Below are 24,852 nucleotides of genomic sequence, written 5' to 3' on the forward strand. Positions count from 1 at the left end.
AGCCTTGTTGTTATTGGGCGCGAGCAAGGCTGGTGACTTGCTCGGAAGCTGCCGTAAACAATTAGCGTGCCAGTCGTTAAGTTCCGGTTTTTGCCGAAGATGGCTTCCTGTTCGCGGTTTTTGTCCCTGGATGGGGCGGGTGGCCTTTGGTGTGGCGACAACCTGTTAAGAAAATTCCGCGGTCTGGAGAATTCTCGACGCCGGCCCCAAGGCATCGGAGCCTTCCTGGCCGCCGGCGCGGCGAAAGGCATTGGGTGTCTGGCCGTTGAGGCGGCGGAAGAAGCGCGAGAAGTAGGTGGGGTCGGTGAAACCTAGGCTGTCGGACACCTGGGCGATGGTCATGTTGGTGTAGATGAGGTTGCGCCGGGCCTCCAGCAGCAGGCGCTGGTGGATGATCTGCAGCGCGGTCTGACCAGCCAGTTGGCGGCACAGGTTGTTCAGGTGGACGCTGGACAGGTCCAGGCGGTGGGCGAAGGCCTCCACCGTCAGGTGCTCGCGGTAGTGCTGTTCCACCAGCTTGATGAAGCGCCCCAGCAACTGCCGGTTGCGTTCGTCGCGGCCGCTGGGCGGCGTGATCTGCTGGCTGCGCCGGCTGATCCAGACCATGAGCACGTTGACCAGAGAGTTGAGCACCAGCTCGCGGGACGGCGCGCTGCCTTCGTACTCCTTAAGCAGGGCAGCGAACAGAGTGTTGATGTAGCGACGGTCTGCCCCCACCGGATAGCAACCCGAGGAGGCCAGCACCGCCAGGGGCGCGCCGAGCTTCGCCTCCAGCTGCTCCACCAGGGGCGCCCCCAAGGTCAGCACATAGCCCTCGATGCTCTCGGAGAACTGGAAGCCGTGAACGCAGAGTGGCGGGGTGACCTGGATCGAGGGTTCGAGGATTTTGCTACGCCGGCCTTCCACCTCCACCACCGCCTGGCCGCGCTGCACATAGAGCAGCTGGAACAGGTCGGCGTGGCGGTGCGGCCTGATCTCCCAGTGGTGCAGGCTGCTGCGTTTTGGAATGGATTCGCAGTGCAGCAGGTCGGGGGTCGGCCAGGCTTGGTTCTCGCCATAGAGCTTGAATACGGGGACGCCTGGAATGCTGGTCTTCATGGGTTGGCCTGGGGGCGCGGGGGAGGGTTGTTCGATAATCGGACGATGTTTTTAAAAGTGCAATTACTGGTGGGATTTTGACCTTCTTTTCCGATTTATTTCAGCAAAAAATGCAGGTGAACCTAAATCCACGTGCTTCAGGCTCATACCCGCGCCCTTGGCCTAAAGCCCTTTTTGCGAGACAACAACAATGAAAACTCAGGTTGCCATCATCGGTGCCGGTCCCTCCGGATTGCTACTCGGCCAACTGCTGTACAAGGCCGGTATCGACAGCATCATCGTCGAGCGCCAGACCCCCGATTACGTGCTCGGCCGCATCCGCGCCGGGGTGCTGGAGCAGGGGACCGTCGACATGCTCCGCGAGGCCGGCGTCAGTGAGCGCATGGACGCCGAGGGCCTGGTGCACGAGGGCGTCGAGCTGGTATTCGATGGCAAGCGCGTGCCCATCCACCTGACCGAACTCACCGGCGGCAAGAGCGTGATGGTCTACGGCCAGACCGAGGTCACCCGCGACCTGATGGACGCCCGCGCTGCCAGTGGTGCGCCGATCATCTACTCGGCCAGCAATGTCGAGTTGCACGAACTGAAGGGCGAGCGCCCCTACGTCACCTTCGAGAAGGACGGTGAAACCCTGCGCATCGACTGCGACTACATCGCCGGCTGCGACGGCTTCCACGGCGTTTCCCGCAAGACCATCCCGGCCGGTGTGCTGACCGAGTACGAGCGGGTCTATCCGTTCGGCTGGCTGGGCCTCCTGTCCGATACCCCGCCGGTGCACGAAGAGCTGATCTACGCCCACCACGAGCGCGGCTTCTCGCTGTGCAGCCAGCGTTCCCTCACCCGCAGCCGCTATTACCTGCAGGTGCCGCTGACCGACAAGGTGGAAGACTGGTCCGATGAGCGCTTCTGGAACGAGCTGAAGGCGCGCCTGCCCCGGGAAGTGGCCGACCGCCTGGTGACCGGCCCGTCCCTGGAGAAGAGCATCGCGCCCCTGCGCAGCTTCGTGGTGGAGCCGATGCAGTACGGCCATCTGTTCCTGGTCGGCGACGCCGCCCACATCGTGCCGCCTACCGGCGCCAAGGGCCTGAACCTAGCCGCCTCGGACGTGTGCTACCTGTACCGCATTCTGGTGAAGGTGTACGGCGAGGGCCGCAGCGATCTGCTGGAGAAGTATTCCGAGCTGGCCCTGCGCCGAGTGTGGAAGGGCGAGCGTTTCAGCTGGTTCATGACCAACCTGCTGCACGACTTCGAAGGCCACAAGGACGCCTGGGACCGGAAGATGCAGGAGGCCGACCGCGAGTACTACCTGAACTCCCATGCCGGCTTGGTGAACATCGCCGAGAACTACGTCGGCCTGCCCTATGAAGAGGTCCGCTAGTGCGACCCGCCCCGCCGCCCGCGGCGGGGCCGAACCCAACCTGGAGGAGTAGTCCATGGGCATCTTCGATTGGAAGCACTGGCTGGTGCTGTTGCTGGTGGTGCTGGTGCTGTTCGGTGGCAAGCGCCTGAAGTGCCTGGGGAATGACCTGGGTGAGTCGATTCGTAGCTTGCGCCGCAGCCTGGCGGCTGAGCCGCAGGCCGAGGACAAGGGCGAGGTGTCGCCCGTCGAGGCCGCTCGTATTCAGGACCGGGCGCGTAGCTGAGTCCGCTCCTTTCCTTCGGGCCCCGTCCTGTGGTTGCAGGTCGGGACCTTTTTGCGCAGGGGGTGTTCGGTTCGCAGCCGTAGGATGGGTTGAACCTGCGATACCCATCAATTCCCGCAGGGGGTATCAGGTGCCCGGCTCGGTCTGCTGCCAACCCCCGCCAAGCGCCATGAAAAGGCCGATCTGCGCCTGGGTCACTTGGCCCTGGCTGGCGGCCAGCTGTTCGTCGATGGTCGCCAGGGTGCGCTGGGCATCCAGTTCGGCCAGGAACGACTCGCGGCCCGCCGCGTAGAAGGCATGGGTCTGCTCGGCGCTCAGGCGTGCCGAGCGGGCGGTTTCTTCCAGGGCGGCGTGCTGTTGCAGGGCGGCTTCGTACTGGGCCAGGGCGGTCTGGGTCTCGCGCAGGGCGTTGAGCACCACGCCGTCGAAGTGCGCCAACGCCGCCTGGGTGGCGGACTCGGCCTGGGCCACCCGCGCGGCTCATGTCGGCGAGGTCCTGCCAGCTGGAGCGGGTCATGCGCCGGGTCATCAGATCGGTGCCGAAGGGGCGGAACACCAGGGTCCAGAGGAAGGCGAAGAGCAGCCCGAGCAGGCCGGCCAGGTTGGCGTTGATGAACTCCTGGACGTTGGCTTCATAGGCGCCCTGGATGCTGATGAAGGTGGCGGTGTTCACCGCGATTAGCAGGGTGGGCAGGTAGAAGCGCGGCTGCACGGTAAGGGTGCCGACACAGATGAAGGGGCCGGCGAAGGCCAGCGCCAGCAGCGGGAAGTCGTGGACGTTGGGCAGCACCAGGAACAGGTAGAGGCTGGCCAGCACCACGCTGAAACTGGTCTAGACGAAGAAGCGGTGGATCTGCACCGCCGGCTCGTCGAGGGTGGCGAAGAAGCAGCAGGCCACCGCGGCCAGGACCACGGCGCTGGCGCCGTCGGCCCATTGCAGCCAGATCCACAGCTGGGTGGCGACGAAGATGCCGAGGACGATGTAGGCGCAGGAGTAGAGCATCAGGCCCCGGTCGAAGAAGCGCGCGCCGTTGCCCAGGTGCCAGTGGCGGTAGACCGGCGTTCAGGGGCTGTGGTCGTCGGCGTCGAGGCGCTGGTGCAGGCTGCGGCAGTCCTGCCAGAGGTCGAGCCACTGGCGCAGCCGGTAGAGGGCGCTGCTGAGCAGCGATTGGCCAGGGGCGGCGAGGCTGTGGATATCCGGTTCCTGTTCTTCCAGCTCGCGGCGAAGCCTGGCGCGGGTGCCTTCATGGCCCGGGCCTTGCAGCCAATCGAGGCAGCCGGTGAGAGTGGGGGAGAGCCGGTCGGCCAGGTGCGGGGCGGTGCTTCGCACGCGGCAGAGGCTGTCCTGCAGGGTGTTCACCGCCGGCAGCAGCAGGGCCATGCGCTCGCGCAGTTCGCGGGCATTGCGCACCACCCGCGGGTGGGCGCCCTCGTGGGGCAACTGGCCGATCATCAGCTCCAGGCCGTTGAAGGTGGTGATCATGTTGGCGCGCAGATGGGCCAGCTTCTGCCGGTCGCCGCCCCGTTGCAGCTGCAGGGCGCAGTAGCCCCGGGCATCACCGAACCAGCGGCGGGCGTTGCCGGCCAGCACCGGGGCCTGGCGGCTGGGCCAGAACAGGCGGCCCACCACGCTGGCGCAGATGATGCCGAGGAGGATTTCGAGAAAGCGCGAGTAGGCGAGGTCGAACACCCCCAAGGGATTGTCCACCACCGGCAGGGCGATCATCGGCATGGTGTAGCCGGCCAGCATCAGCGCGTATTTGTCGGCGGTGCGCACATGCATCGAGAGGAACAGCATGCCGCCGGTCCATAGCGCCACCACCAGGCTCTGCAGCAGGGGCTGCTGGGACAGCAGCGGCACGAAGAACAGCGCCGCGCCGGCGCCCAGCAGGGTGCCCAGGGCGCGATACAGGGCCTTGGAACTGGTGGGCCCGACGAAGGGGTTGGCGACGATGTACACCGTGGCCATGGCCCAGTAGGGGCGGGGCAGCTGCATGTAGAGGGCGATGTACAGCGCCAGCATGGAGGCGGCGAACACCTTGATCGAATAGAACCAGTCGCGGGCGGGAGGCAGTTGCGGCACGGTCATTGCGCCTGGCTGAAGCGGTCGAAGGCGTCGAACACGCGCAGGGCGGCCTGCAGGTCGGCTTCGGGCAGGTGGGCCAGGACCTCGCGGCGCAGCAGGATCAGCTCGCTTTCCAGCCTGGCGGACAGCTCGCAGCCCGTCGGGGTGACGTTGAGGATCTTGGCGCGGCGGTCGCTGGGGTCTTCCTGGCGTTCGATCAGGCCGGCTTCGCAGAGCTGGTCCAGCAGGCGCACCAGGGACGGGCCCTCGATGCCGATGGCCTGGGCCAGTTGCACCTGGCGTATTCCGCCGCCGAGGCGGCCGATGGTCAGCAGGGGCCCGCAGCAGGCCTCGCTGATGCCGAAGCCGGACAGGCTTTCCTGGCAGGTGCGGCGCCAGTTGCGGCCGCTGATCACCAGGCGGCTGCTGACTTGCAGATGAAGGGATTCGACTGGCATGTATAAAGAATGCAGGCTATCTATTAGGATGCTATCTAATCATCCGGATAATGGCCCTTCAAGGGGTGATTCGCGCAACAGTGCGTTGCGCCGGATGCGCCGTCCACCGGCTCCCTGACACCGACCTTCTGAAATCACTGCCCATGACCGCACCCCAACGCCCGGCGACGGCCGCTCCTGTCCATCCACCGCTCGTGGCCGCCCCGGCGAACCTATCCTTGCCAGCGAGCGTCACCACCGGTACCGGCAGGAGCAGCAGGGGATGAACCGCAACGAATTGCGCAAGGCCGACATCAACCTGATGGTGGTGATCGAGACCCTGATGCAGGAACGCAACGTCACCCGCACGGCGGAAAAGCTCTTCCTCGGCCAGCCCACCATCAGCTCGGCGCTCAATCGCCTGCGCGGGCTGTTCAACGACCCGCTGTTCGTGCGCATCGGCCACCGCATGGAGCCCAACGCCCGCGCCGAGCAGATCTACCAGCACCTGTCGCCGGCCCTGGACGCCCTGTCCGTGGCGCTGAGCCTGACCCACGAGTTCGACCCGGCCACCAGCAGCATGACCTTCCGCATCGGGCTTTCCGACGACGTCAGCTTCGCCCTGCTGCCGCCGGTGCTGCAGGCCCTGCGCAGCGAGGCACCGAACATCGTCATCGTGGTCCAGCACGCCGACTACTGGCGGATTCCCGAACTGCTGGCCAATGGCGACATCACCGTCGGCATCACCCGTACCCGTGACCTGCCGGCCAACGCCAAGCGCAAGCGCCTGCGCCGGGTCCACGCTAAGGTCCTGCGGGCTGATGGCGGGGAGGCGCCCCTGAGCCTGGACGAATACTGCGCTCGGCCCCGCGTGCAGGTGTCCCACACCGCGAGCATCCACGGCATGGCCGATGAGTGGCTGCAGGCCCTGGGCCGCAAGCGCCAGGTGGTGCTCTCGGTGCCGCAGTTCAGCGCGCTGCCGGGCCTGTTGGCCGGCACCGACCTGCTGGTGAGCCTGCCGGACTACACCGCCGAGGCCATGGCCGCCTCCGGCCAGCTGCGCTGCGAGCCGCTGCCCTTCGACAGCCCGGTGCTGGAGCTGGACATGGTCTGGCTCAGCCTGCTGGACAGCGACCCGGCGGAAAGCTGGCTGCGCCAGCGGTTGCAGGACCTGATGGGGGAGTAGGGCGTACCCGGGCCCGTTGTACGGGCCGGGCCGTCAGAAGGTGGCGGGGGTGTTCACCCAGAGAATCCGTGCCACCGCCTTGCCGGGGTTGCGATAGCCGTGGGGCAGATTGCTGGGGAAGTGGAAGGAGTCGCCGGCTTCCAGGAGGTAGGTGGTTTCGCCCAGGGTCAGTTCCAGGCAGCCCTCGATCACGTAGCCCATTTCCTCGCCGGCGTGCTCGATCATCTCGCTGACCATGCCGGGGGCGATGATGTGGATATCGCCTTGCAGGAGGCCGCCCTTCTGCGGATGGGTGACCCGTTCCAGGTCGATGTAGCCGCTGTTGCCGCTGCGGGCGAAGCGATTGATCTGGCGGGCGCCGGCACGCAGCACCGGCTCTTCCGATACCCAGTCCTCGGAGGTGAGTTCCGAGACGTTGCTGCCCAGGGCGCGGGCCAGGCGGTGGAGCATGGCCAGGGACGGCGAGGCGGCGTCGTTCTCCAGCTTGGAAATCAGGCTTTCCGAACAGCCAGCGGCCTCGGCCACCTGCTTCAGGGTCAGGCCCGCCACCTTGCGCGCGTGGCGCAGGCGAACGCCCAGGCTGGGTAGGCCGTCGGTGTGCTGGGCCTTGATGGTGGGTGGCTTGCCGGGCTTCGACATGTATCCCTCGTGGCTGGGGTCGGGCGGGCGTGGCGACAGGCATCCTAGAGGGACGGGATGCCCGTCGTCCACAGCGCCGCCGAGGGTCAGGCGTGGACGGAGAACTGGACTTCGACCGGGTTCAGGTCGTTGATCGGGACGATGTCCTGCGGGCAGGCGGACATCACCACCACCACGTCCATTTCGGCACGGATTTCCACGTAGTCACCGGCCTTGGAGACCGGCGGCAACCACTCGACGCTGTAGTTGGCCTTGACCGGGATGTTCATCCACAGGTTGAACGGTTGTGGCACTTCCCGGGAGCGCAGGCCGATGGCCTGAAGGGCCAGGCGCATGTTGTCGGCGCAGCTGTCGTGGTAGCCATCTACGCCGAGGTTGGTGTAGCGGTGCAGGTCACAGGCGGCCATTAGCGTGTCGTGGATGCCGGGGGAGGTGTCGCTGAGCAGGGTGCCGATGGCGCGGCGGCGGTTGCTGAACAGGGCGTCGCCCACTTGGGGAATGATGCGATCGCAGTGGACGCGGGCGTGTTCCATGGAGAGGAATTCACTCAGGTCCTCGGCATTGAACAGCCAGGTATCGCACACCTGGGTGCCGTGGGTGTTGGTGATCTTGATGACCTGGCCGGCCTTCAGGCGCACGGCGCGGCCGCAGCGCGCGGGTACGGTGTAGGTCTCGCCGAGCACCGGGGTGCCGTCGGCGGAGATGGGCTCGTGGAGGGTGGCGTTCAGGCCCAGGGACGAGCCGTTGTCGGTGTGGCAGCAGCCGGGGTAGTCGTGGGAATGGGTGATGGTGTTCATGGTGACTCCTGTGGTTCTAGGGCTGTTCGGCGAGTGAAACCAGGGCCCAGGCCAGGGCTCGGGTGCCTGCTTCCAATTGCGCGGGTTCGGTGAATTCCAGGGGGTTGTGGCTGATGCCGGCGCGGCTTGGCACGAAGAGCATGCCGGTGGGGCAGTGCCCGGCCAGGTACATGGCGTCGTGGAATGCGCCGGAGCGGATCGGCAGCCGGGCCAGGCCGGTGGCGTCGCAGGCCTGCTCCAGCACGTCGAGCACGGCGGGGTGGAAGGTCGTGGGGGCGTGGCTGAACAGACACTCCACTTCGGTGTCGGCCGGCAGGCAGGCGGCCAGGCTCGCGTCGAAGGCGTGCAGCACCGCCGGGTCGGCATGGCGGAAGTCGAGGGTGAAGACCACCTCGCCAGCGATGGTGTTGATGGCGTTGGGCTTCACGTTCCAGCGGCCGAAGGTGAGGCGCTTGTCGTCACCGGCCAGGCGTTCGGCCAGGGCGTCGATGGGGGGCAGGCAGGTCATGGCCAGCAGCAGGGCGTCGCGGCGCATGGACATGGGCGTCGTGCCGGCGTGGGCGGAGGTGCCCTTGCAGCGCACCTGGTACCAGCGCACGCCCTGGATGCCGGTGACGACGCCGAGGGGAATGCCGGCCTGTTCCAGGACCGGGCCCTGCTCGATGTGCAGCTCGATGAAGGCGTGGGCGGCGATGGGCGCGCGCTGGGGCAGGCCGGGGAAGCGCCGGGCGTGGGCATCCAGGGCCTCTCCCAGGGAGACGCCCGCGGCATCGCGGTTGGGCCGATAGCCTTCCAGCCGCGCGGGCTCTACGAAGGCGCTGGAACCCATGGCGCCGGGGCTGAAGCGGCTGCCTTCTTCATTGGTCCAGACCACCAGTTCGATGGGCCGGCGGGTGCGGATACTGGCGTCTTCCAGGGCGTGGAGGCATTCCAGTCCGGCCATCACGCCGTAGCAGCCGTCGAGGGTGCCGCCGCTGGGTTGGGTGTCGATGTGGCTGCCGGTCATCACGGGCGGCAGGTCCTCGCGGCCGTCGCGGCGGATGAACAGGTTGGCGCAGCCATCGGTCCAGACCCGGCAGCCCAGGGCCTGGGTGCGCTCGATCAGCCAGGCGCGGGCCAGCAGGTCGCCCTCGGAGAGCGCCTGACGGTCCATGCCGCCGTTTTCCCCGGGACCGAAGCCGGCCAGGGTCTCCAGCAGGCTGTGCAGGCGCTCGGCACGGACCGCCGCCAATGCGGCCGGGGCGCTCATGCCGGCACCTCCTGACGGGCCACCAGGCTGCGGTTGTACCAGGGTGTGAGGAAGCGCCGCAGGCGTTCGGTCTTCGGCGCCTGGAACAGCGGCCCGGGGGCGCCGGTCTCGACGATCCGTCCAGCCTCCATGAACACGACCTGGCTGGAGATCTGCGCGGCGAAGCTCATCTCGTGGGTCACCATGACCATGGTCATCCCGTCGTCCGCGAGGCTGCGGATCACCTGCAGCACCTCTTCCACCAGCTCCGGGTCCAGGGCCGAAGTGGGTTCGTCCAGCAGCATCAGGCGCGGCTTCACCGCCAGCGCCCTGGCGATGCCGACCCGCTGTTGCTGGCCGCCGGAGAGACGCGCCGGGTAGGTGTCGGCCTTGGCCGCCAGTCCCACCCGCGCCAGGGCGGATTCGGCCAGGGTGCGGGCGTCGGCCCTGGTCATGTGCTTGCCGAGGACCAGGGGCGCCATGACGTTCTCCCGCACGGTCATGTGGGGCCAGAGGTTGAACTGCTGGAAGACCATGGCCAGGGGGTTGCGGATCTCGTCGATGCGTGCCTCGCTGTCGCGGTCCCTGGCCTGGCGGCGGGGACCGCTGTAACCCAGCAACTGGCCGTCGATCCAGATTTCGCCCTCGTCATAGGTTTCGAGGAAATTCATGCAGCGCAGGGCGGTGGTCTTGCCGGAGCCGGAGGGACCGATCAGGGAGACGATCTCGCCAGGACGCACGCTGAGGTCGAAGCCCTCGAGCACGCGGTGGGGGCCATAGGACTTGCCTACGCCGCGCAGTTCCAGAAGGGGGAGTGTGCTCATCGCATCAGCCTCGCAGGTGGCGCGTCGTGCGCTGGGCGAGGTACTCGGCCAGGGCCGCCACCGAGGTGGTCAGCAGCCAGTAGCTCAGTACCAGGAGCGCGTAGGGCACGACGTAAGAGAAGGTGGTGGAAACGATTCGCCCGGCGGTCATGGTCAGCTCCGGCACGGTGATGATGGAGGTCACGGCGCTTTCCTTGATGGTAAGGATCACCTGGTTGCCCAGCAGTGGCAGGGCGAAGGCGAAGGCCTGGGGCGCCTGGATATGCCAGAACACCTGGCGCCGGGTGAGGCCGTGGACCCTGGCAGCTTCCAGTTGTCCGGCGGGCACGCTGGACCAGGCGGAGCGAAACAGTTCGGCGAAGTAGGAGGCGCTGTAGAGGCCGAGGGCGAGGATGCTGGCGTCCACCGCGTCGAGCCGCAGCCCGAGCACCGGCAGGCCGAAATAGACCACGGCGAGCTGGGCCAGGAAGGGCGTGCCACGGATCAGCCAGATGTAGGTCCGGTAAGGGCCGGCGAATGCGGGAAGGGCCAGGCGCAGGGCGTTCAGGCTGAAACCGAGCAGCAGCCCCAGCAGTGCGGCGGCCAGGCTGACGCCCAGGGTGACCAGCAGCGCGGTGCCGAAGTCCGGCAGGTGAATGAGGATCTCGTGCATCAGGCGCGCTCCTGCCAACGGCGTTCAAGCATCCGGCCGAGCAGGCTCAGCAGGCTGGTCAGCGCGAGGTAGAACAGCGCTGCCACCAGGTACACCTCCAGGGGTCGGTAGGTCTGGGAAACCAGTTGCTGGCTGACTCGCATCAGGTCGGTGATGGAGATGACCGAGACCACGGCGGAGACCTTGATCACATCGATCAACTCGGAGATCAGCGCTGGTGACGTGAGCCGCAGGACCTGGGGCAGCTGGATATGGATCAGCGTGTTCCACTTGCCGATGCCGAAGATGGCGGCCGCTTCCAGCTGCCCCTTGGGAATGGCCGCGAAGCCGCTGCGCAGGATCTGCGACTGGTAGGCCGCGGTGTTCAGCGCCAGAGCCAGGGCGGCCGCCGCCAGGGGCGGCACGTCCAGGTTGAGGGCCGAGGGCAGGTAGAACAGCAGCAACAACTGGGCGAGTATCGGCGTGCCACGGAAGAAGCTGACGTAGACCCTGACGAACGCCGCGCCACCCCGGCTGCGGCCATGGCCGAGCAGGTGGAGGAACACGCCGAGGACGAAGCCCAGGACCATGCCAGCGGCGCACAGCCACAAGGTGGTCAGGGCGCCGTCGAGCAGGGCGGGCCAGTAGAGCGCGAGGCGTCCGCTGAAGTCATTCATCGCCGGCTACTCAGATGCTCGGGGCCGGCATGGCGTCGGCGGGCAGTTCCATGGTGAAGCCGAACCACTTCTGCTGCAGCGTCTTCAGGGTGCCGTCGGCATTGGCCCGGGCGATGCCGTCGCTGAAAAGCTTCACCAGGCTGGCGCTGTCGGCGTCCTTGCGGCCTACCCAGCCGAAGTAGGTGGTGGGGCCGACCATTTCCGGCAGCGTGTCGAACACGCCGGGACGCGCCTTCATCAGCGGGCCGAGGTTGGAGAGCGACTGGGCGACGCCGTCGAGGCGGCCGGTGGCGAGGTCGGCGTAGGCCTCATCGAAGCCGACGTACTGCTTGATCTCCTTGATCCCCGGCTGGCCGGCGGCCTTGAGCTTGGCATCGTAATCCTGCAGCACCGCCAGCTGGCCGGAGCCGGACTGGGAACCGATGACCTTGCCGTTGAGGTCCGCCAGGGATTTCAGCGAGCCATCGTCGGCGCGCTTGAGCAGGGCCACGGTGGATTCGGCAATGGGTACGGTAAAGGCGAACTGCTCGAAGCGGGCCTTGTTCACGGTGACGGAGGTGACCACGAAATCGAACTTGCGCGAGTCCAGGCCCGGCAGGATGCCCTGGAAGGGCAGGTCCAGCTGACGCACGTCGACCCCGGGCAGGTCGGCCCCCAGTACGTAATGCATCAGGTCCGCGCCGTAGCCGACGATCTTGCCGTTCTCCACCGACTCGAAGGGGGCGAAGCGGGCCTCGGTGGCGACCACGATCTCGTTCTTCTCCTTAATCCGTTGCATCAAGTCCCCGGCCTGGGCCATGGAGGCGGTGAAAAGTGTGACCAGCGACAGGGACAAGGCTTGGAGCGCATGACGTTTCATTGGTAGTGCCTCATGTTGAATGGACATGATCTTCATTCATGTAACTTGAATAAAAGTACAAAGGCATGAAGTGTGCCAACGCGCTGGAGTGGCGGATCGGGCGGGCGTCGAGGTGTTATTCAGCGGAAACCGTGCGCCGAACGTGCACAGGGATGGGGCGGGGTGCATCGGTTTTGTGCGGAGCCGGCCGCGAATACTGGTTGCGTATTTCTTGCGTTATCGGGAGAGCGCTGTGGAGCAGCCTGGCTACCGACCACCTTCAAGATGCCGCTCGGCTTGGACCAGCAATCGCGTGCTGACCGCCGCCCTACGTTCCTGGTCCGGTTCTTAGTTTGACGCCGCGGCCTGTGGGCGCTTATTGGTCTGTCCCGGAGCTGGTGGACAGGTAGTTAAGAGTTACTGCTCGAATAGCGCCGCTCAAACTCCATCGGACTGAGATAGCCCTGCGTCGTGTGGCGACGGCGGTGATTGTAAAAGCGGATGTAGTCGAACAGGTCGGTTTTCGCCTCTTGGTAGCTGGCATAGCGCATCAGGTACACCCGCTCGGCCTTCAGCGAACGGAAGAAGCTCTCCATCGCGGCGTTGTCCCAGCAGTTCCCCGGACGTGAATGGCTGGCACGATTCGATGTCGCCGAAGCAAGGCTTGATAGTCGTAGGCGCAGTATTGGGCGCGATCCGAGTGCAGCAGCACCTCCGCTTGTCGCTGACAGCGTGCAACGGCCATCTCCAGCGCGGCGTGCATCCCCGGTCGCAATAAGGAAAGAGCGATGGCCACAAAGACCCGCCGCGTGTCGGCGCCCCGACCGGCTTCGTGGTTATGCCCAAGCGTTGGGTGGTGGAGCGGACTCATGCCTGGAATGAGAGGGCTCGGCGACTGATCATGCACCACGACCGACTGCTCGCCGTGAGCGAGGCGTGGGTGTGGCTGGCCGAGGCACGCATACTCGCGCGCCGGCTCACTACATGATTTTGTCTACACCCTCTTAGGGGCTGTTGACGTTTCACATGGGTAGCCAGAGGAAGCCGCAGGCCATGGCTACCAGGCTTTCGTAATTCCGCTTCAGCTTGTCATGGCGGAACGCCACAGGCCGGTAATTGCGCCGCGTAAAGGCGTTCTCGACCAGATGTCGGTAGCGATACGGTCCCCGGTCCAGACCGGCATTGCCCTTGATCGAGTTGCGCTTCCTGGGTATCACCGGTCGGGCCCCTTGCACCGCGATCTGTTCGCGGATGCGCTCAATGTCATAGCCCTTGTCCGCCACAATTACCTCGGCAGACGGTAGCTGTGCAATCAGTGCGGGGGCCGCTGTACAGTCGTTGACGTCGCCTCCGGCAATCTCGAAAGCCACAGGTAAACCGTGCGCATCGACCGCCAGGTGGATCGCGGCTTACCGACATGGTCAGTCACGGCTTAGCGAAAACCTTCCCCTTCATTGCGCATGACCTGACGTGACCGCCTCCCTCGCCCGATTTCGGGAGACGAGGGATGGCGGCGCCGCGACTAGCCGTGCGAAACATCAAAGAATGTCTGCGCCTCAAGCTTGAGGCCGGTCTGTCTCACGAGAAGGTTGTCCGCACCTTACAGCTGCCTGCGGTGCCAGTGGTCAGTCGGGGGCATGTGTGTCCCTCTTCAGCAGCACTTGGCCAGGCATTTCTGCTGCAGCGCGATACATGCGAGAATCCCGGCTTTAGTGCGGGCGCTTCACGATCGTCGACGCAGGGGTATCCAAAGGAAAAGCGGGTATCTAAGCGGGTATCAAATCTGGTGATTGGGTTGAGTGCTCAGTAAAATCAAGAGGTTAATCCGCATATGCTGCTGATGATCGACAACTACGATTCCTTTACCTACAACGTGGTGCAGTACCTCGGTGAGCTGGGCGCGGATGTGCATGTGATCCGCAACGACGAGCTCTCCATCGCCGAGATCGAGGCGCTGAACCCCGAACGCATTGTGGTCTCCCCCGGCCCCTGCACGCCCAACGAGGCGGGCGTGTCGCTGGAGGTGATCCGCCACTTCGCCGGCAAGCTGCCGATCCTTGGCGTCTGCCTGGGCCACCAGAGCATTGGCCAGGCCTTCGGTGGCGACGTGGTCCGCGCGCGCCAGGCCATGCACGGCAAGACCAGCCCGGTGTTCCATAAGGACCAGGGTGTGTTCGAAGGACTGAACCACCCGCTGACCGTCACCCGCTACCATTCCCTGGTGGTAAAGCTGGATACCCTGCCCGACGAGCTGGAAGTCACCGCCTGGACCCAGCATGCAGACGGCTCGGTGGACGAGATCATGGGGCTGCGTCACAAAACGCTGAACATTGAGGGTGTGCAATTCCATCCGGAGTCCATCCTTACCGAACAGGGCCATGAACTGCTGGCCAACTTCCTCAAACAGACCGGTGGAGCGCGCTGATGGACATCAAGGAAGCCCTGAACCGGGTGGTCAACCAATTGGACCTGACCACTGAAGAAATGCAGGACGTGATGCGCCTGATCATGACCGGTCAATGCACTGACGCGCAGATCGGCGCTTTCCTCATGGGCATGCGCATGAAGAGCGAAACTATCGAGGAGATCGTCGGTGCCGTTTCGGTCATGCGTGAGCTGGCCACCCGCGTGGAGCTCTCCAGTCTCAACCATGTGGTCGACGTGGTGGGCACCGGTGGCGATGGCGCCAACATCTTCAACGTCTCCTCGGCCGCCACCTTCGTGGTCGCAGCGGCAGGTGGCAAGGTGGCCAAGCATGGCAACCGCGCGGTGTCCGGCAAGACCGGCAGCGCCGATGTGCTGGAAGCCGCCGGCATCTACCTCGACCTCAAGCCGGAGCAGGTGGCGCGTTGCATCGAAAGCATCGGCGTCGGCTTCATGTTCGCCCAGGTCCACCACAAGGCCATGAAATACGCCGCCGGCCCGCGCCGTGAGCTGGGTCTGCGCACCCTGTTCAACATGCTTGGCCCGCTTACGAATCCGGCCGGGGTGAAACACCAGGTGGTCGGCGTGTTCAGCCAGGCCCTGTGCCGCCCGCTGGCCGAGGTGCTCAAGCGCCTGGGCAGCGAGCACATCCTCGTCGTGCATTCCCGTGACGGCCTGGATGAGGTGAGCCTCGCTGCGCCAACCCACGTCGCTGAGCTGAAAAACGGCGAAGTGACCGAGTACCAGATCCAGCCCGAGGACTTCGGCATCAAGAGCCAGAGTCTGATCGGCCTGACCGTGGGCAGCCCGCAGGAGTCGCTGGAATTGATCCGCGATGCACTCGGCCGGCGCAAGACCGAGAATGGCCAGAAGGCTGCCGACATGATCGTGCTGAACGCCGGCGCAGCGCTTTATGCCGCTGATTTGGCTTCCAGCCTGAAAGAAGGCGTGAGCCTGGCCCAGGATGCCCTGCACACAGGCCTCGCCCGCGAGAAGCTGGACGAGCTGGCCTCCTTTACCGCGGTGTTCCGAGTGGAGAATGAAGCGTGAGCATCCCAACCGTTCTTGAGAAAATCCTGGCGCGCAAGGCCGAGGAAGTGGTCGAACGTCGCGCCCGCGTTTCCCTGGCTGAGCTCGAAGCCCTGGCACGCACCGCCGATGCCCCTCGCGGCTTCGCCCGCGCGCTGCTGGAGCGTGCCGAACGCTACGAGCCGGCGGTGATCGCCGAGGTGAAGAAAGCGTCGCCGAGCAAGGGCGTGTTGCGCGAGAACTTCCTGCCGGCACAGATCGCCAAGAGCTACGAAGCCGGCGGCGCGGCGTGCCTGTCGGTACTGACCGATATCGATTTCTTCCAGGGTGCCGATGCTTACCTGCAGGAGGCCCGTGCGGCCTGCTCGCTGCCGGTGATCCGCAAGGACTTCCTGGTCGATCCCTACCAGGTGGTCGAAGCCCGCGCCATTGGTGCCGACTGCATCCTGCTGATCGTTTCCGCTCTGGATGACGTCCACATGAAGGAGCTGGCCGCCACGGCCAAGGACGTCGGGCTCGATGTGCTGGTGGAAGTGCATGACGGTGACGAACTGGACCGCGCGCTGAACTGCCTGGATACCCCGCTGGTGGGCATCAACAACCGTAACCTGCACACCTTCGAGGTCAGCCTGGAAAACACCCTCGACCTGCTGCCGCGCATTCCGCGCGATCGCCTGGTGATCACCGAGAGCGGCATTCTCAATCGCGCCGACGTGGAGCTGATGGAAGTCAGTGGTGTTTACGCGTTCCTGGTGGGCGAGGCGTTCATGCGCGCCGAGGAACCGGGCGTCGAGCTGGGCCGACTGTTCTTCCCCGAGCGCAATCGCGTGGTGGCGGGTATCGATCCCGACTGACCCGGGTCTTTGCTTCGGACACGAAAAAGCCGGCTTGCGCCGGCTTTTTCGTGTGTGGCCTCAGCGGGTGCCGAAGACCACCATCGTCTTGCCCTTCACATGCACTAGGCCTTGTTCTTCCAGGCTCTTGAGTACGCGGCCGACCATCTCACGGGAGCAGCCGACGATGCGGCCGATTTCCTGGCGGGTGATCTTGATCTGCATGCCGTCCGGATGGGTCATGGCATCGGGCTGCTTGCACAGGTCCAGCAGCGTGCGGGCCACGCGACCGGTTACGTCGAGGAACGCCAGGTCGCCCACCTTGCGCGTGGTGTTGCGCAGGCGGTCGGCCATCTGGCTACCCAGGGCGTAGAGGATTTCAGGATCCTGCTGGGTCAGCTCGCGGAACTTGGCGTAGCTCAGTTCCGCCACTTCGCACTCGGTCTTGGCGCGGACCCAGGCGCTACGTTCCTTCTCGGAGCCTTCCTTGTCGAACAGGCCCATCTCGCCGAAGAAGTCCCCGGCATTGAGGTAGGCGATGATCATTTCCCGGCCATCGTCATCTTCGATCAGGATGGTGACGGAGCCCTTGATGATGAAGAAGAGAGTTTCGCAGCGATCGCCCGCGTAGATGATGGTGCTCTTGGCCGTATAACGGCGGCGGTGACAATGCGCGAGTAGTTTGTCCAGGCTCTTTATTTTTGGTGTAAGGGTGATTGCGACCATGCCCGAGTCCCGAAAAAGAGAAGGTAAGCCTTTGTCCAACAGGCAATTTTCTAATAGTTGTCTGGCTAAGTGTGCCAGTAATCCGGCGCCAGCTTAACAGAGGCCCCTGATTCGACAATGTGATTTTGCGACGCACCTAACACCTGTCCGGGAAGTATTTCGGGCCCGGCGTGGAAAAGGCGCTGTGATAAGCTACCGCACCTTTTTCCGAGCGGAGTTCCAGGCGATGAAAGCACGCATCCAATGGGCAGGCGAAGCCCTGTTCCTTGGCGAGTCCGGCAGTGGCCACGCGGTCGTGATGGATGGCCCGCCCGAGTCCGGTGGTCGCAACCTGGGCGTGCGCCCGATGGAAATGCTGCTGCTCGGCCTCGGCGGCTGCACCAACTTCGACGTGGTGAGCATCCTGAAAAAATCCCGCCAGCCGGTGGAAAGCTGTGAAGCCTTCCTCGACGCCGAGCGCGCCGATGAGGACCCCAAGGTCTTCACCAAGATCCACGTGCACTTCGTGGTGAAAGGCCGCGGCCTCAAGGAGGCCCAGGTCAAGCGTGCGGTGGAGTTGTCCGCGGAGAAGTACTGCTCGGCCTCGATCATGCTCGGCCGCGCCGGCGTTGAGATCACGCATGACTATGAGATTGTCGAGCTGAGCGCCTGACCCGGCTCCGATGGCCGGTCGTCTGAAGACATCCGGCCATCATATTTGCACGGCAAACTCTGGCAGATGGCGCCCGTCGTCTGCATAATTCGCCCCCTTCCAATTTCCGGGGCGTCGGGCCCCGAACCTACGACCACAATCGCCAACGCGAAGAGGTGTAAACCGTCCTACGCAGAAGTGTCGTGCGCTTCTGACGGGCATGCTCAACCACGCGGCAGAGCCGCATATGCACAGAGAGCTCTCAACGGTGAAAAGCAAACTCAAGCTCCACGGGTTCAACAACCTGACGAAGACCTTGAGCTTCAACATCTATGACATCTGCTACGCAGAGACCCCCGAGGACCAGCAGGCCTACGTCCAGTACATCGACGAAGAGTACGACGCCGAGCGCCTGACCCAGATCCTCACCGACGTGGTCGACATCATAGGTGCCAACATCCTCAATATTGCCCGCCAGGATTACGATCCCCAGGGTGCGAGCGTGACCATCCTGATCTCCGAGCAGCCGGTGACCCCCACCGACAGCCAGATCGAGGAGTCTCCAGGTCCGCTGCCGGAAACCATCCTGGCGCACCTCGACAAGAGTCACATCACCGTTCACACCTACCCGGAAATCCATCCGGTGTCGGGTATCGCCACTTTCCGCGTGGACATTGATGTCTCTACCTGCGGCGTGATTTCCCCGCTGAAGGCGCTGAACTACCTCATCCATCAGTTCGACTCGGACATCGTCACTGTCGACTACCGCGTACGCGGTTTCACCCGTGATGTGGAAGGCAAGAAGCACTTCATCGACCACGAGATCAACTCGATCCAGAACTACCTCTCCAATGACACCCAGGACGCCTATCAGATGACGGACGTCAACGTGTACCAGGAGAACATGTTCCACACTAAGATGCTGCTCAAGGACTTCGAACTGGACAATTACCTGTTCGGCGATGCGACCCGCAACCTGACTGCCGAGCAGCGCAAGGAAGTCGAAACGCGTGTGCGTCACGAGATGCTGGAAATCTTCTACGCGCGGAACGTGCCTCACTGAGGCGGTCCGCAGCGGGAAACGAAAAAGGGCGCCTGAGAAGGCGCCCTTTTTCATGTGCGGGGTTCAGACCCGATAGGTGGTCTTGGTCATGACCTTGGAGAGCAAAGTCATGCCGAACTTCACCGGGGCCGGGAAGCGCAGGCCGCCGGCTTCCAGCGCGCTGGTGGCGTGTTGCTCTTCGTCGGTACGCATCTGCTCAAGAATGGCACGGGACTTGGCGTCTTCGGCCGGCAGTTGCTCAAGATGCTCGTCGAGGTGTTTGCACACCTGATCCTCGGTCGCGGCGACGAAGCCCAGGCTGACCCGGTCGCTGATCATCCCGGCCACGGCGCCGACGCCAAAGGACAGGCCATAGAAGATCGGGTTGAGGACGCTCGGGCGGCTGCCCAGTTCGCGGATGCGCTGTTCGCACCAGGCGAGGTGGTCGATCTCTTCCTCGGCGGCGTGCTCCATGGCGGAGCGCACGTCCGGCAACTTGGCGGTCAGTGCCTGGCCCTGGTAGAGCGCCTGGGCACAAACTTCTCCGGTGTGGTTGATGCGCATCAGCCCGGCGATATGGCGGGCGTCTTCTGACTTGAGTTCGGCATCGGGCTGGCCATCGGCGGGGGACGGACGGAAGGGCTGGCCGGTGAACGGCAGCAGGGTGCGCAGCGCGGCATCAGCTTGCAGCAGCAAGCGGTCGGCGGGGGAGTAGGAACGTTCGCTGGCCATGCGGCACCTCCGTGGAATTCCGGCGGGCATTCTAACCCAAGGTGTGGGCCATGGCTTGACGGGCGTCAGGCCCAGGCTCTGTACGAAAAGTGCCTGCGGGCTTCGCGCGTGATGCTGCGTTGAAATCGGCCTCGTGCGCGAGTCCGATCAGAATGCTCATTTACAACGCGTAAACTGCGCTTCTTCGGCCGATTGACTCGCTCGCGCTCGCCCTTCGGGTCAGCCTTCGGCTGTTACTCCCGTTGGTCGTTGCGCCTTGCCTGACCTTCGCTCGACGACTTTTCGTACAAGGTCCAGGGCGATGGGCGGGAGGCTTCTCGCCTTGGACGGTGGCGTCCGGTCAGCCCGGTGGCCAGTGCATCTGGCGCTGCCCGAGCACATGCATGTGGATGTGGTGGACAGTCTGGCCACCCAGATCGTTGCAATTCATCACCACGCGAAAACCTTCGTCGCAGCCCTGTTCCATCGCCAGGCGCTGGGCGGTGTAGGCAATGTGACCGACGAGCGCCTTGTCCGATTCGGTGAGGTCGGTAAGGGTGGGAATGTGCTTCTTCGGAATGACCAGGAAGTGCACCGGGGCCTGCGGGCCAATGTCGTGGAAGGCGACGACCTGGTCGTCCTCATAGAGCTTGCGCGCAGGAATCTCCCCGGCGGCGATTTTGCAAAACAGACAGTCCACGGGAATTCTCCGGCCTGTTATAAGAGCCCCCGAGTTTAACGGCGAGCGAATGCCCCGGCCAGCACTGGCCGACGCCCACAAGGAGCCTCTGTGAAGAACGATATCCATGACCTGGGACTGGTGCTGGACTCGCGGGTCAAGCTGATCCTGATCGAGTCCTGGGATGAGCGGCGGGTACTGGAAACCCTCACCAGTCTGGCGGTCAAGCGCGGGCTCGGACTCTTCACCTGGGCGGTCAGTGAAGGCTTGCAGCGCCTGGGCTTCGGCGGTGAAAGCCTGGGCGAGGGTGACAGTCGTGATGCGGAAACCGCGCTCAAGCTGATCAAGGCCGATCCGCAGCTCAGCCTGTATGTCATGTGCGACTTGCACCCCTTCCTGAATGACAACCCCAAGGTGGTGCGCCTGCTCAAGGAAGTGGCCATGGCCGAGGGCAACCACAAGCCGACGCTGGTGCTGGTGTCCCACGCCCTCAAACTGCCGCCGGAAGTGCAGCGCTATGCGGCGCGCTTCGATCTGGCTCTTCCCAGTGAAGATGAACTGCTTAGCATCGTGCGCGAGGAAGCGTCGCGCTGGAGCGAGCACAATCGCGGCGCACGGGTTCGCACTGATAACCGCACCTTGCAGCAGGTGGTGAAGAACCTGCGTGGCATGAGCCACGGCGAGGCTCGCGCGCTGGCACGCAACGTGATCTGCGACGACGGCGCGATCACCCAGGAAGACCTGCCGGAACTGAACAAGGCCAAGTTCCAATTGCTGGACCTGGAGGGTGTGCTCAGCTTCGAATATGAGACCGCGCGCTTCGCCGAAGTGGGTGGCTTGGCCAATCTCAAGCGCTGGCTGGCCGACCGCCAGGCGGCGCTGCTCGACGCCAAGGGCGTGGACCGTCCCAAGGGCGTGCTGCTGGTCGGCGTTCAAGGGGGCGGCAAGAGCCTGGCGGCCAAGGCGGTTGCGGGGCTGTGGGGACTGCCGTTGCTGCGGTTGGACTTCGCCTGCCTGTACAACAAGTTCTTCGGCGAAACCGAGCGCAACCTGCGCGAAGCCCTGAAACTTGCCGAGCAGATGGCGCCCTGTGTGCTCTGGATGGATGAGGTTGAAAAGGGCCTGGCCAGTGGTGACCACGACGGCGGGGTCAGTCAGCGGGTGCTGGGTACCTTGCTGACCTGGATGGAGGAGCGCAACGCTCCGGTATTCATGGTGGCGACAGCCAACGCGATTGACCGGCTGCCGCCGGAGCTGCTGCGAAAAGGGCGCTTCGACGAGCTTTTTTTCGTCGATCTGCCGCAAGGAGAGGTTCGCACCGAGATTTTCCGCATCCATCTGGGGCGCCGCGAACTGGACCCGGCGCAGTTCGATCTCCATCAACTGGCGGCGGCCAGCGAAGGCTTCTCGGGTGCGGAGATCGAGCAGGCCGTGGTTGGAATGCTCTATGCGGCCCAGGCGCAGCAATGCCCAGCCGATCAGGCGCTTCTACTGCGCGAGCTTAAAAGCACGGCGCCGCTTTCGGTGCTGATGGCCGAGCCGTTGGCGAGCCTGCGTGCCTGGGCGGAAGGCCGTTGCGTGAAGGCCGATTGAGATCGATCAGGGCTGGGCGAAGGTGCGGATGACACGTCCCAGCAGCCGGCGAACCAGCCAGCGCGGGGCCAGGCGGGGAAGCAAGGTGGCCAGCCGATTGCGCCATCCGGGGATGATGATGGCGCGGTTCTTCTCCAGGGCGCGGACGGTTTCCAGCGCCACTTCTTCGGGGCTCATCATCAGTTTGCTGCCGTCGAGCCGATCGACGTTCAAATGGGCGCTGCGGAAGAAGGCGGTGCGGGTCGGACCGGGGCACAGCACCGAGACCTTCACGCCGCGCGGGCGCAGTTCCTCGCGCAGGCCTTCGGAGAAGTTCAGGACGTAAGCCTTGCTGGCGTAGTAGTTGCTCATCCAGGCGCCGGGCTGAAAGCCCGCCACCGAGGCGATGTTGAGGATCTGCCCGCCACCCTGGCGCACCATCAGGCCGCCGATGCCGTGGCAGAGCCGGGCGAGGGCGAGGATATTCACTTCGATCAGTTCCTGCTCGCGCCCCCAATCCTGGTCGATGAACGCGCCAGAGCTGCCGATGCCGGCATTGTTCACCAGCAGATCGATCTCCCATTCGCCCTGTTCGAGGTCCATCAACATGCCGGAGACTTGCAGCGGTTCGGCCAGGTCGCAGTAACGGAACAGCACCTCTACGCCAAAACGTTGGGTCAGCTCGCAGGCGATGCTTTCCAGAACGTCCCGCTGTCGGGCCACCAGCAGCAGGCGCCGCCCCCGACGCGCCAGAGCCTCGGCCAGGGCCAGGCCAATACCGCTGGAGGCTCCGGTAATCAGGGCGTAACGAGGCATCTGGAGGTTCTCCGTATCAGGGCCGGGTTGGACACGCCGGCCCCGGGAGGTTGCTTACTCGGCGGACTCGCCTTCGAGGGCGGGTGCTTCGGCCGGCTGCTCGAAGCTGGCGGCGTCGCCCATCTGGGCGCGAGTCAGGTAGTCCTGATAGGCCGGCATGGAAATGGCGGCGACTATACCGATTACTGGGACCAGAATGATCAGCCAGGCCAGCACTTTCACTGCACGGCTGTTCGGGGGCGGTGGCGGACCGTAGCGGTTGGGGCCATCGGTGCCAGGCATGAACAGCATCAGCAGGGCGAAAACGCTGCCGACGATGGGCGCGAAGTTCAGCAGCCAGAGCCAGCCCGACCAACCCATGTCGTGCAGGCGCTGCACGCCGATGCACACGCTGACTACGACCAGCGCAAGGCAGGCCGCGATCGTCAGCAGCCCGGCCAGGGCATCGGACAGCGCAAAGCTGCCAAGGATGATGCCGCCGATCGGCAGGAAGGCGAGCATCAACGCCATGCTCCACCCGAGGTAGCGCACGCGACCAATTCGACCGCTGGTGCCGAAGACCTTCAGCTCACCGAATTCCGGTAATTGTTCACCAACCTGAGCCTGGGGCGGTGCGTAAGGCGAGACGGATTCACTGCTTGTGATGGAGGCTTTGACTACAGCGGCCTCCTCAGCCAACTGGGCCTGGCGCGCGATGAACTTGTCGATGATGATCCCGCAAGCCTGACACTCGGGTGCCTTGGGTTGCTCGTGGCCGCATTTCGGACAGCTCATGGTGTTGCCGCCGCTAGCGTCTGCTTCAGCGACACCGGGGGCGGCCGGGGCCGGATGGCCTTCCAGGCTGAGGCCGACAACCCTGTCCTGTTCCTTGCGCACCTTGGCACCGGCGCGCTGCAAGGCCGCGAGGTAGTTATCCGCTTCGTCCTCCGCCAGGTCCCGTTTGAGGGCGACACTGCGTCCGACGAACAGGCTGTCGATTTTGCTGGCGTCACTTTTGAACAGTCGGGCGAGGTTTTCCTTGACGGTGTCCAGTGCCACACCGGGCATGGGCTCTCCGTCAAAGACGATCTTGTAGCGGGCTTCGGTCATGCGGGCATCCTTGTCGGTGACGGAAAGATCATGATGGCACAGCGTAATTGCGCTCCGTGCCACGGCACAAGCGGCCTGGAGCACAAAAATGCGCCGGTTTCAGGTCAGTCGCAGGGGGCTCCAGCGACCCACCAGGCTACCGTGGAGCAGCAGCGAACTGGCCCGGTGTACTCTCCGACTGCGCAGGGCGCGGGAAGATCCAGTTGCCACAGGCCGAGGTCGGCAGGTGCACAGGGCCCGAGCAAGGTGCGCCGCCTCATCGTGCCCAGCGCTGGCTCAATTGTCCGGCCTTGTCGCGAGCCGCACGGTACTCATGGTCCAGGCGGGCGACCAACTCTGTCACGGTCGGCAGGTCGCGGATGTTACCCACCCCCTGTCCGGCGGACCAGACGGACTTCCATGCCTTGGCTTCGTCACTGATGGGTTTGAGCTTCTCACCGTAGTTGATGTCGGCCTTGTCGGTGAGGCGCTTGAGATCGTATCCGGCCGCTTCCAGGCTCTGCCGCATGAAGCTTGCGGGTACACCGGAAACGGCCGGGGTGTGGATGATATCCGCGGCACGGGCGTCGAGGATCATCTGCTTGTAGCGGGATTCGGCGTCGCTTTGCTGGGTGGCAATGAAACGGGTGCCCAGATAGGCCAGGTCGGCGCCAAGCATCTGCGCCGCGAAGATTTCGTGGCCGTGGTTGAGGCAGCCGGCCAGCAACAGGGTCTTGTCGAAGAACTGGCGGATTTCCGCAATCAACGCGAAGGGGCTCCAGGTGCCTGCATGGCCGCCAGCACCTGCAGCCACCGCGATCAGGCCGTCTACGCCGGCTTCGGCGGCTTTTTCCGCATGACGGCGGGTGGTCACGTCGTGAAACACCAGTCCGCCGTAACTGTGCACGGCATCTACCACTTCCTTCACGGCTCCCAGGCTGGTGATGACGATGGGGACGCGCTTCTCGACGCAGATTGCGAGGTCCGCCTGCAGCCGCGGGTTGCTGTGGTGGACGATGAGATTGACCGCGAAGGGGGCCGCGCCTGCACCCAGTCCCGACTCGATTTCGTCGAGCCAGGCCTTGAACCCACTGCTCTCTCGCTGGTTCAGCGCGGGAACGCTGCCGACGATGCCGTTATTGCAGCAGGCCAGGACCAACCTGGGGTTGGAAACCAGGAACATAGGCGCAGCCACGACCGGCAAGCGCAGGCGTTGATCGAGCAGGGCAGGCAGGGACATCGGGCATTCCTCTTGTCA

Annotated in this window: 25 protein-coding genes and 4 pseudogenes; 10 read left to right on the forward strand and 19 right to left on the reverse strand. The window is 64.6% G+C overall.

What is annotated here, in order from left to right; genetic code table 11:
- Positions 1-165: 165 nt before the first annotated feature.
- Positions 166-1,098 carry a helix-turn-helix domain-containing protein gene (locus tag THL1_RS03225; RefSeq protein WP_069081927.1) on the reverse strand — a complete coding sequence of 311 codons (933 nt, stop codon included), beginning with the start codon at positions 1,096-1,098 and terminating at the stop codon, positions 166-168.
- 190 nt (positions 1,099-1,288) lie between these two features.
- On the opposite strand from THL1_RS03225, the gene pobA reads away from it, so the two are divergent.
- Together pobA and THL1_RS31160 are read left to right on the forward strand one after the other, a co-directional pair.
- Positions 1,289-2,476 (forward strand): 4-hydroxybenzoate 3-monooxygenase, encoded by a 1,188-nt coding sequence (gene pobA, locus THL1_RS03230; RefSeq protein WP_069081928.1) that lies wholly within the window; start codon positions 1,289-1,291, stop codon positions 2,474-2,476.
- Positions 2,477-2,531: 55 nt separating this feature from the next.
- Positions 2,532-2,741, forward strand: coding sequence for a twin-arginine translocase TatA/TatE family subunit (locus tag THL1_RS31160; protein WP_069081929.1), 210 nt, complete (start codon positions 2,532-2,534; stop codon positions 2,739-2,741).
- Positions 2,742-2,867: 126 nt separating this feature from the next.
- On the opposite strand, the pseudogene THL1_RS03240 reads toward THL1_RS31160, so the two are convergent.
- The 3 genes and pseudogenes from THL1_RS03240 to THL1_RS03250 form a co-directional block, all read right to left on the reverse strand.
- Positions 2,868-3,218, reverse strand: a pseudogene (locus THL1_RS03240) (TolC family protein); the annotation flags it as partial.
- Position 3,219: 1 nt separating this feature from the next.
- Positions 3,220-4,830, reverse strand: a pseudogene (locus tag THL1_RS28755) (FUSC family protein); the annotation flags it as partial.
- The gene (locus THL1_RS03250; RefSeq protein ID WP_069081932.1) at positions 4,827-5,264 is read right to left on the reverse strand and encodes a MarR family winged helix-turn-helix transcriptional regulator; all 438 of its coding nucleotides are present in this window, start codon (positions 5,262-5,264) and stop codon (positions 4,827-4,829) included. The gene THL1_RS03250 and the pseudogene THL1_RS28755, both read right to left, overlap by 4 nt.
- Positions 5,265-5,526: 262 nt before the next feature.
- Between THL1_RS03250 and THL1_RS03255 the strand changes: the two genes are divergently transcribed.
- On the forward strand, positions 5,527-6,429 hold the full coding sequence (locus THL1_RS03255; RefSeq protein ID WP_069081933.1) for a LysR substrate-binding domain-containing protein: 903 nt from the start codon (positions 5,527-5,529) through the stop codon (positions 6,427-6,429).
- 33 nt (positions 6,430-6,462) lie between these two features.
- On the opposite strand, the gene THL1_RS03260 is transcribed toward THL1_RS03255, so the two are convergent.
- The 8 genes from THL1_RS03260 to THL1_RS28760 all read right to left on the reverse strand — a co-directional run bounded on the left by THL1_RS03260 (position 6,463) and on the right by THL1_RS28760 (position 12,839).
- Positions 6,463-7,068: a cupin domain-containing protein gene (locus THL1_RS03260; protein WP_069081934.1), complete on the reverse strand. Its 606-nt coding sequence runs from the start codon at positions 7,066-7,068 to the stop codon at positions 6,463-6,465.
- 86 nt (positions 7,069-7,154) lie between these two features.
- Positions 7,155-7,865: a DUF1989 domain-containing protein gene (locus tag THL1_RS03265; protein ID WP_069081935.1), complete on the reverse strand. Its 711-nt coding sequence runs from the start codon at positions 7,863-7,865 to the stop codon at positions 7,155-7,157.
- Positions 7,866-7,881: 16 nt separating this feature from the next.
- Complete coding sequence (locus tag THL1_RS03270; RefSeq protein WP_069081936.1) at positions 7,882-9,114, reverse strand: M20 family metallo-hydrolase; 1,233 nt, start codon at positions 9,112-9,114, stop codon at positions 7,882-7,884.
- Positions 9,111-9,917, reverse strand: a complete 807-nt coding sequence (locus tag THL1_RS03275) for an amino acid ABC transporter ATP-binding protein (RefSeq protein WP_069081937.1) — start codon at positions 9,915-9,917, stop codon at positions 9,111-9,113. Before THL1_RS03275 ends, THL1_RS03270 begins: the two co-directional genes overlap by 4 nt.
- Positions 9,918-9,921: 4 nt before the next feature.
- Positions 9,922-10,569, reverse strand: a complete 648-nt coding sequence (locus THL1_RS03280) for an amino acid ABC transporter permease (RefSeq protein ID WP_069081938.1) — start codon at positions 10,567-10,569, stop codon at positions 9,922-9,924.
- Positions 10,569-11,225, reverse strand: a complete 657-nt coding sequence (locus THL1_RS03285) for an amino acid ABC transporter permease (protein WP_069081939.1) — start codon at positions 11,223-11,225, stop codon at positions 10,569-10,571. The genes THL1_RS03280 and THL1_RS03285 overlap by 1 nt, the downstream gene beginning before the upstream one ends.
- Positions 11,226-11,235: 10 nt before the next feature.
- Entirely contained in the window at positions 11,236-12,084 is an 849-nt protein-coding gene (locus THL1_RS03290; protein ID WP_069081940.1) for a transporter substrate-binding domain-containing protein, read from the reverse strand.
- Positions 12,085-12,473: 389 nt separating this feature from the next.
- Positions 12,474-12,839 carry an IS3 family transposase gene (locus THL1_RS28760; protein ID WP_335721736.1) on the reverse strand — a complete coding sequence of 122 codons (366 nt, stop codon included), beginning with the start codon at positions 12,837-12,839 and terminating at the stop codon, positions 12,474-12,476.
- Between the two features lie 47 nt (positions 12,840-12,886).
- On the opposite strand from THL1_RS28760, the pseudogene THL1_RS28765 reads away from it, so the two are divergent.
- Positions 12,887-13,051, forward strand: a pseudogene (locus tag THL1_RS28765) (IS5/IS1182 family transposase); the annotation flags it as partial.
- Positions 13,052-13,085: 34 nt separating this feature from the next.
- Here THL1_RS28765 and THL1_RS03300 read toward each other — a convergent pair.
- Positions 13,086-13,466, reverse strand: a pseudogene (locus THL1_RS03300) (transposase); the annotation flags it as partial.
- Positions 13,467-13,894: 428 nt separating this feature from the next.
- On the opposite strand from THL1_RS03300, the gene THL1_RS03305 reads away from it, so the two are divergent.
- Genes THL1_RS03305 through trpC form a run of 3 tightly spaced genes read left to right on the forward strand, consistent with a single transcriptional unit; the run spans position 13,895 to position 16,370 of the window.
- Positions 13,895-14,488 (forward strand): aminodeoxychorismate/anthranilate synthase component II, encoded by a 594-nt coding sequence (locus THL1_RS03305; RefSeq protein ID WP_069081941.1) that lies wholly within the window; start codon positions 13,895-13,897, stop codon positions 14,486-14,488.
- Positions 14,488-15,537, forward strand: a complete 1,050-nt coding sequence (gene trpD, locus THL1_RS03310) for an anthranilate phosphoribosyltransferase (protein WP_069081942.1) — start codon at positions 14,488-14,490, stop codon at positions 15,535-15,537. Before THL1_RS03305 ends, trpD begins: the two co-directional genes overlap by 1 nt.
- Positions 15,534-16,370, forward strand: a complete 837-nt coding sequence (gene trpC, locus THL1_RS03315) for an indole-3-glycerol phosphate synthase TrpC (protein WP_069081943.1) — start codon at positions 15,534-15,536, stop codon at positions 16,368-16,370. Before trpD ends, trpC begins: the two co-directional genes overlap by 4 nt.
- 60 nt (positions 16,371-16,430) lie before the next feature.
- On the opposite strand, the gene crp is transcribed toward trpC, so the two are convergent.
- Positions 16,431-17,075 (reverse strand): cAMP-activated global transcriptional regulator CRP, encoded by a 645-nt coding sequence (gene crp / locus THL1_RS03320; protein WP_069081944.1) that lies wholly within the window; start codon positions 17,073-17,075, stop codon positions 16,431-16,433.
- A 226-nt stretch (positions 17,076-17,301) separates the two neighbouring features.
- On the opposite strand from crp, the gene THL1_RS03325 reads away from it, so the two are divergent.
- Positions 17,302-17,727, forward strand: a complete 426-nt coding sequence (locus THL1_RS03325; RefSeq protein WP_069081945.1) for an OsmC family protein — start codon at positions 17,302-17,304, stop codon at positions 17,725-17,727.
- Between the two features lie 247 nt (positions 17,728-17,974).
- Positions 17,975-18,769 carry an adenosylmethionine decarboxylase gene (gene speD / locus THL1_RS03330; RefSeq protein WP_069081946.1) on the forward strand — a complete coding sequence of 265 codons (795 nt, stop codon included), beginning with the start codon at positions 17,975-17,977 and terminating at the stop codon, positions 18,767-18,769.
- Between the two features lie 63 nt (positions 18,770-18,832).
- Here the strand turns inward: speD and coq7 are convergent, their stop codons facing one another.
- Both coq7 and THL1_RS03340 read right to left on the reverse strand, forming a co-directional pair.
- Positions 18,833-19,480, reverse strand: coding sequence for a 2-polyprenyl-3-methyl-6-methoxy-1,4-benzoquinone monooxygenase (gene coq7 / locus THL1_RS03335; protein ID WP_069081947.1), 648 nt, complete (start codon positions 19,478-19,480; stop codon positions 18,833-18,835).
- A 340-nt stretch (positions 19,481-19,820) separates the two neighbouring features.
- Complete coding sequence (locus tag THL1_RS03340; protein WP_069081948.1) at positions 19,821-20,159, reverse strand: histidine triad nucleotide-binding protein; 339 nt, start codon at positions 20,157-20,159, stop codon at positions 19,821-19,823.
- A 90-nt stretch (positions 20,160-20,249) separates the two neighbouring features.
- On the opposite strand from THL1_RS03340, the gene THL1_RS03345 reads away from it, so the two are divergent.
- The gene (locus THL1_RS03345) at positions 20,250-21,731 is read left to right on the forward strand and encodes an AAA family ATPase (RefSeq protein ID WP_069081949.1); all 1,482 of its coding nucleotides are present in this window, start codon (positions 20,250-20,252) and stop codon (positions 21,729-21,731) included.
- 6 nt (positions 21,732-21,737) lie between these two features.
- Here the strand turns inward: THL1_RS03345 and THL1_RS03350 are convergent, their stop codons facing one another.
- The 3 genes from THL1_RS03350 to THL1_RS03360 form a co-directional block, all read right to left on the reverse strand.
- On the reverse strand, positions 21,738-22,526 hold the full coding sequence (locus THL1_RS03350) for an SDR family NAD(P)-dependent oxidoreductase (protein WP_069081950.1): 789 nt from the start codon (positions 22,524-22,526) through the stop codon (positions 21,738-21,740).
- A gap of 54 nt (positions 22,527-22,580) precedes the next feature.
- A complete protein-coding gene (locus THL1_RS03355; RefSeq protein WP_069081951.1) occupies positions 22,581-23,615 on the reverse strand; it encodes a DUF805 domain-containing protein in 1,035 nt (344 codons plus the stop codon).
- A gap of 256 nt (positions 23,616-23,871) precedes the next feature.
- Complete coding sequence (locus THL1_RS03360; RefSeq protein WP_069081952.1) at positions 23,872-24,834, reverse strand: NAD(P)H-dependent flavin oxidoreductase; 963 nt, start codon at positions 24,832-24,834, stop codon at positions 23,872-23,874.
- Positions 24,835-24,852: the final 18 nt, after the last annotated feature.

Source organism: Pseudomonas sp. TCU-HL1, from assembly GCF_001708505.1.
GTDB lineage: Bacteria > Pseudomonadota > Gammaproteobacteria > Pseudomonadales > Pseudomonadaceae > Metapseudomonas.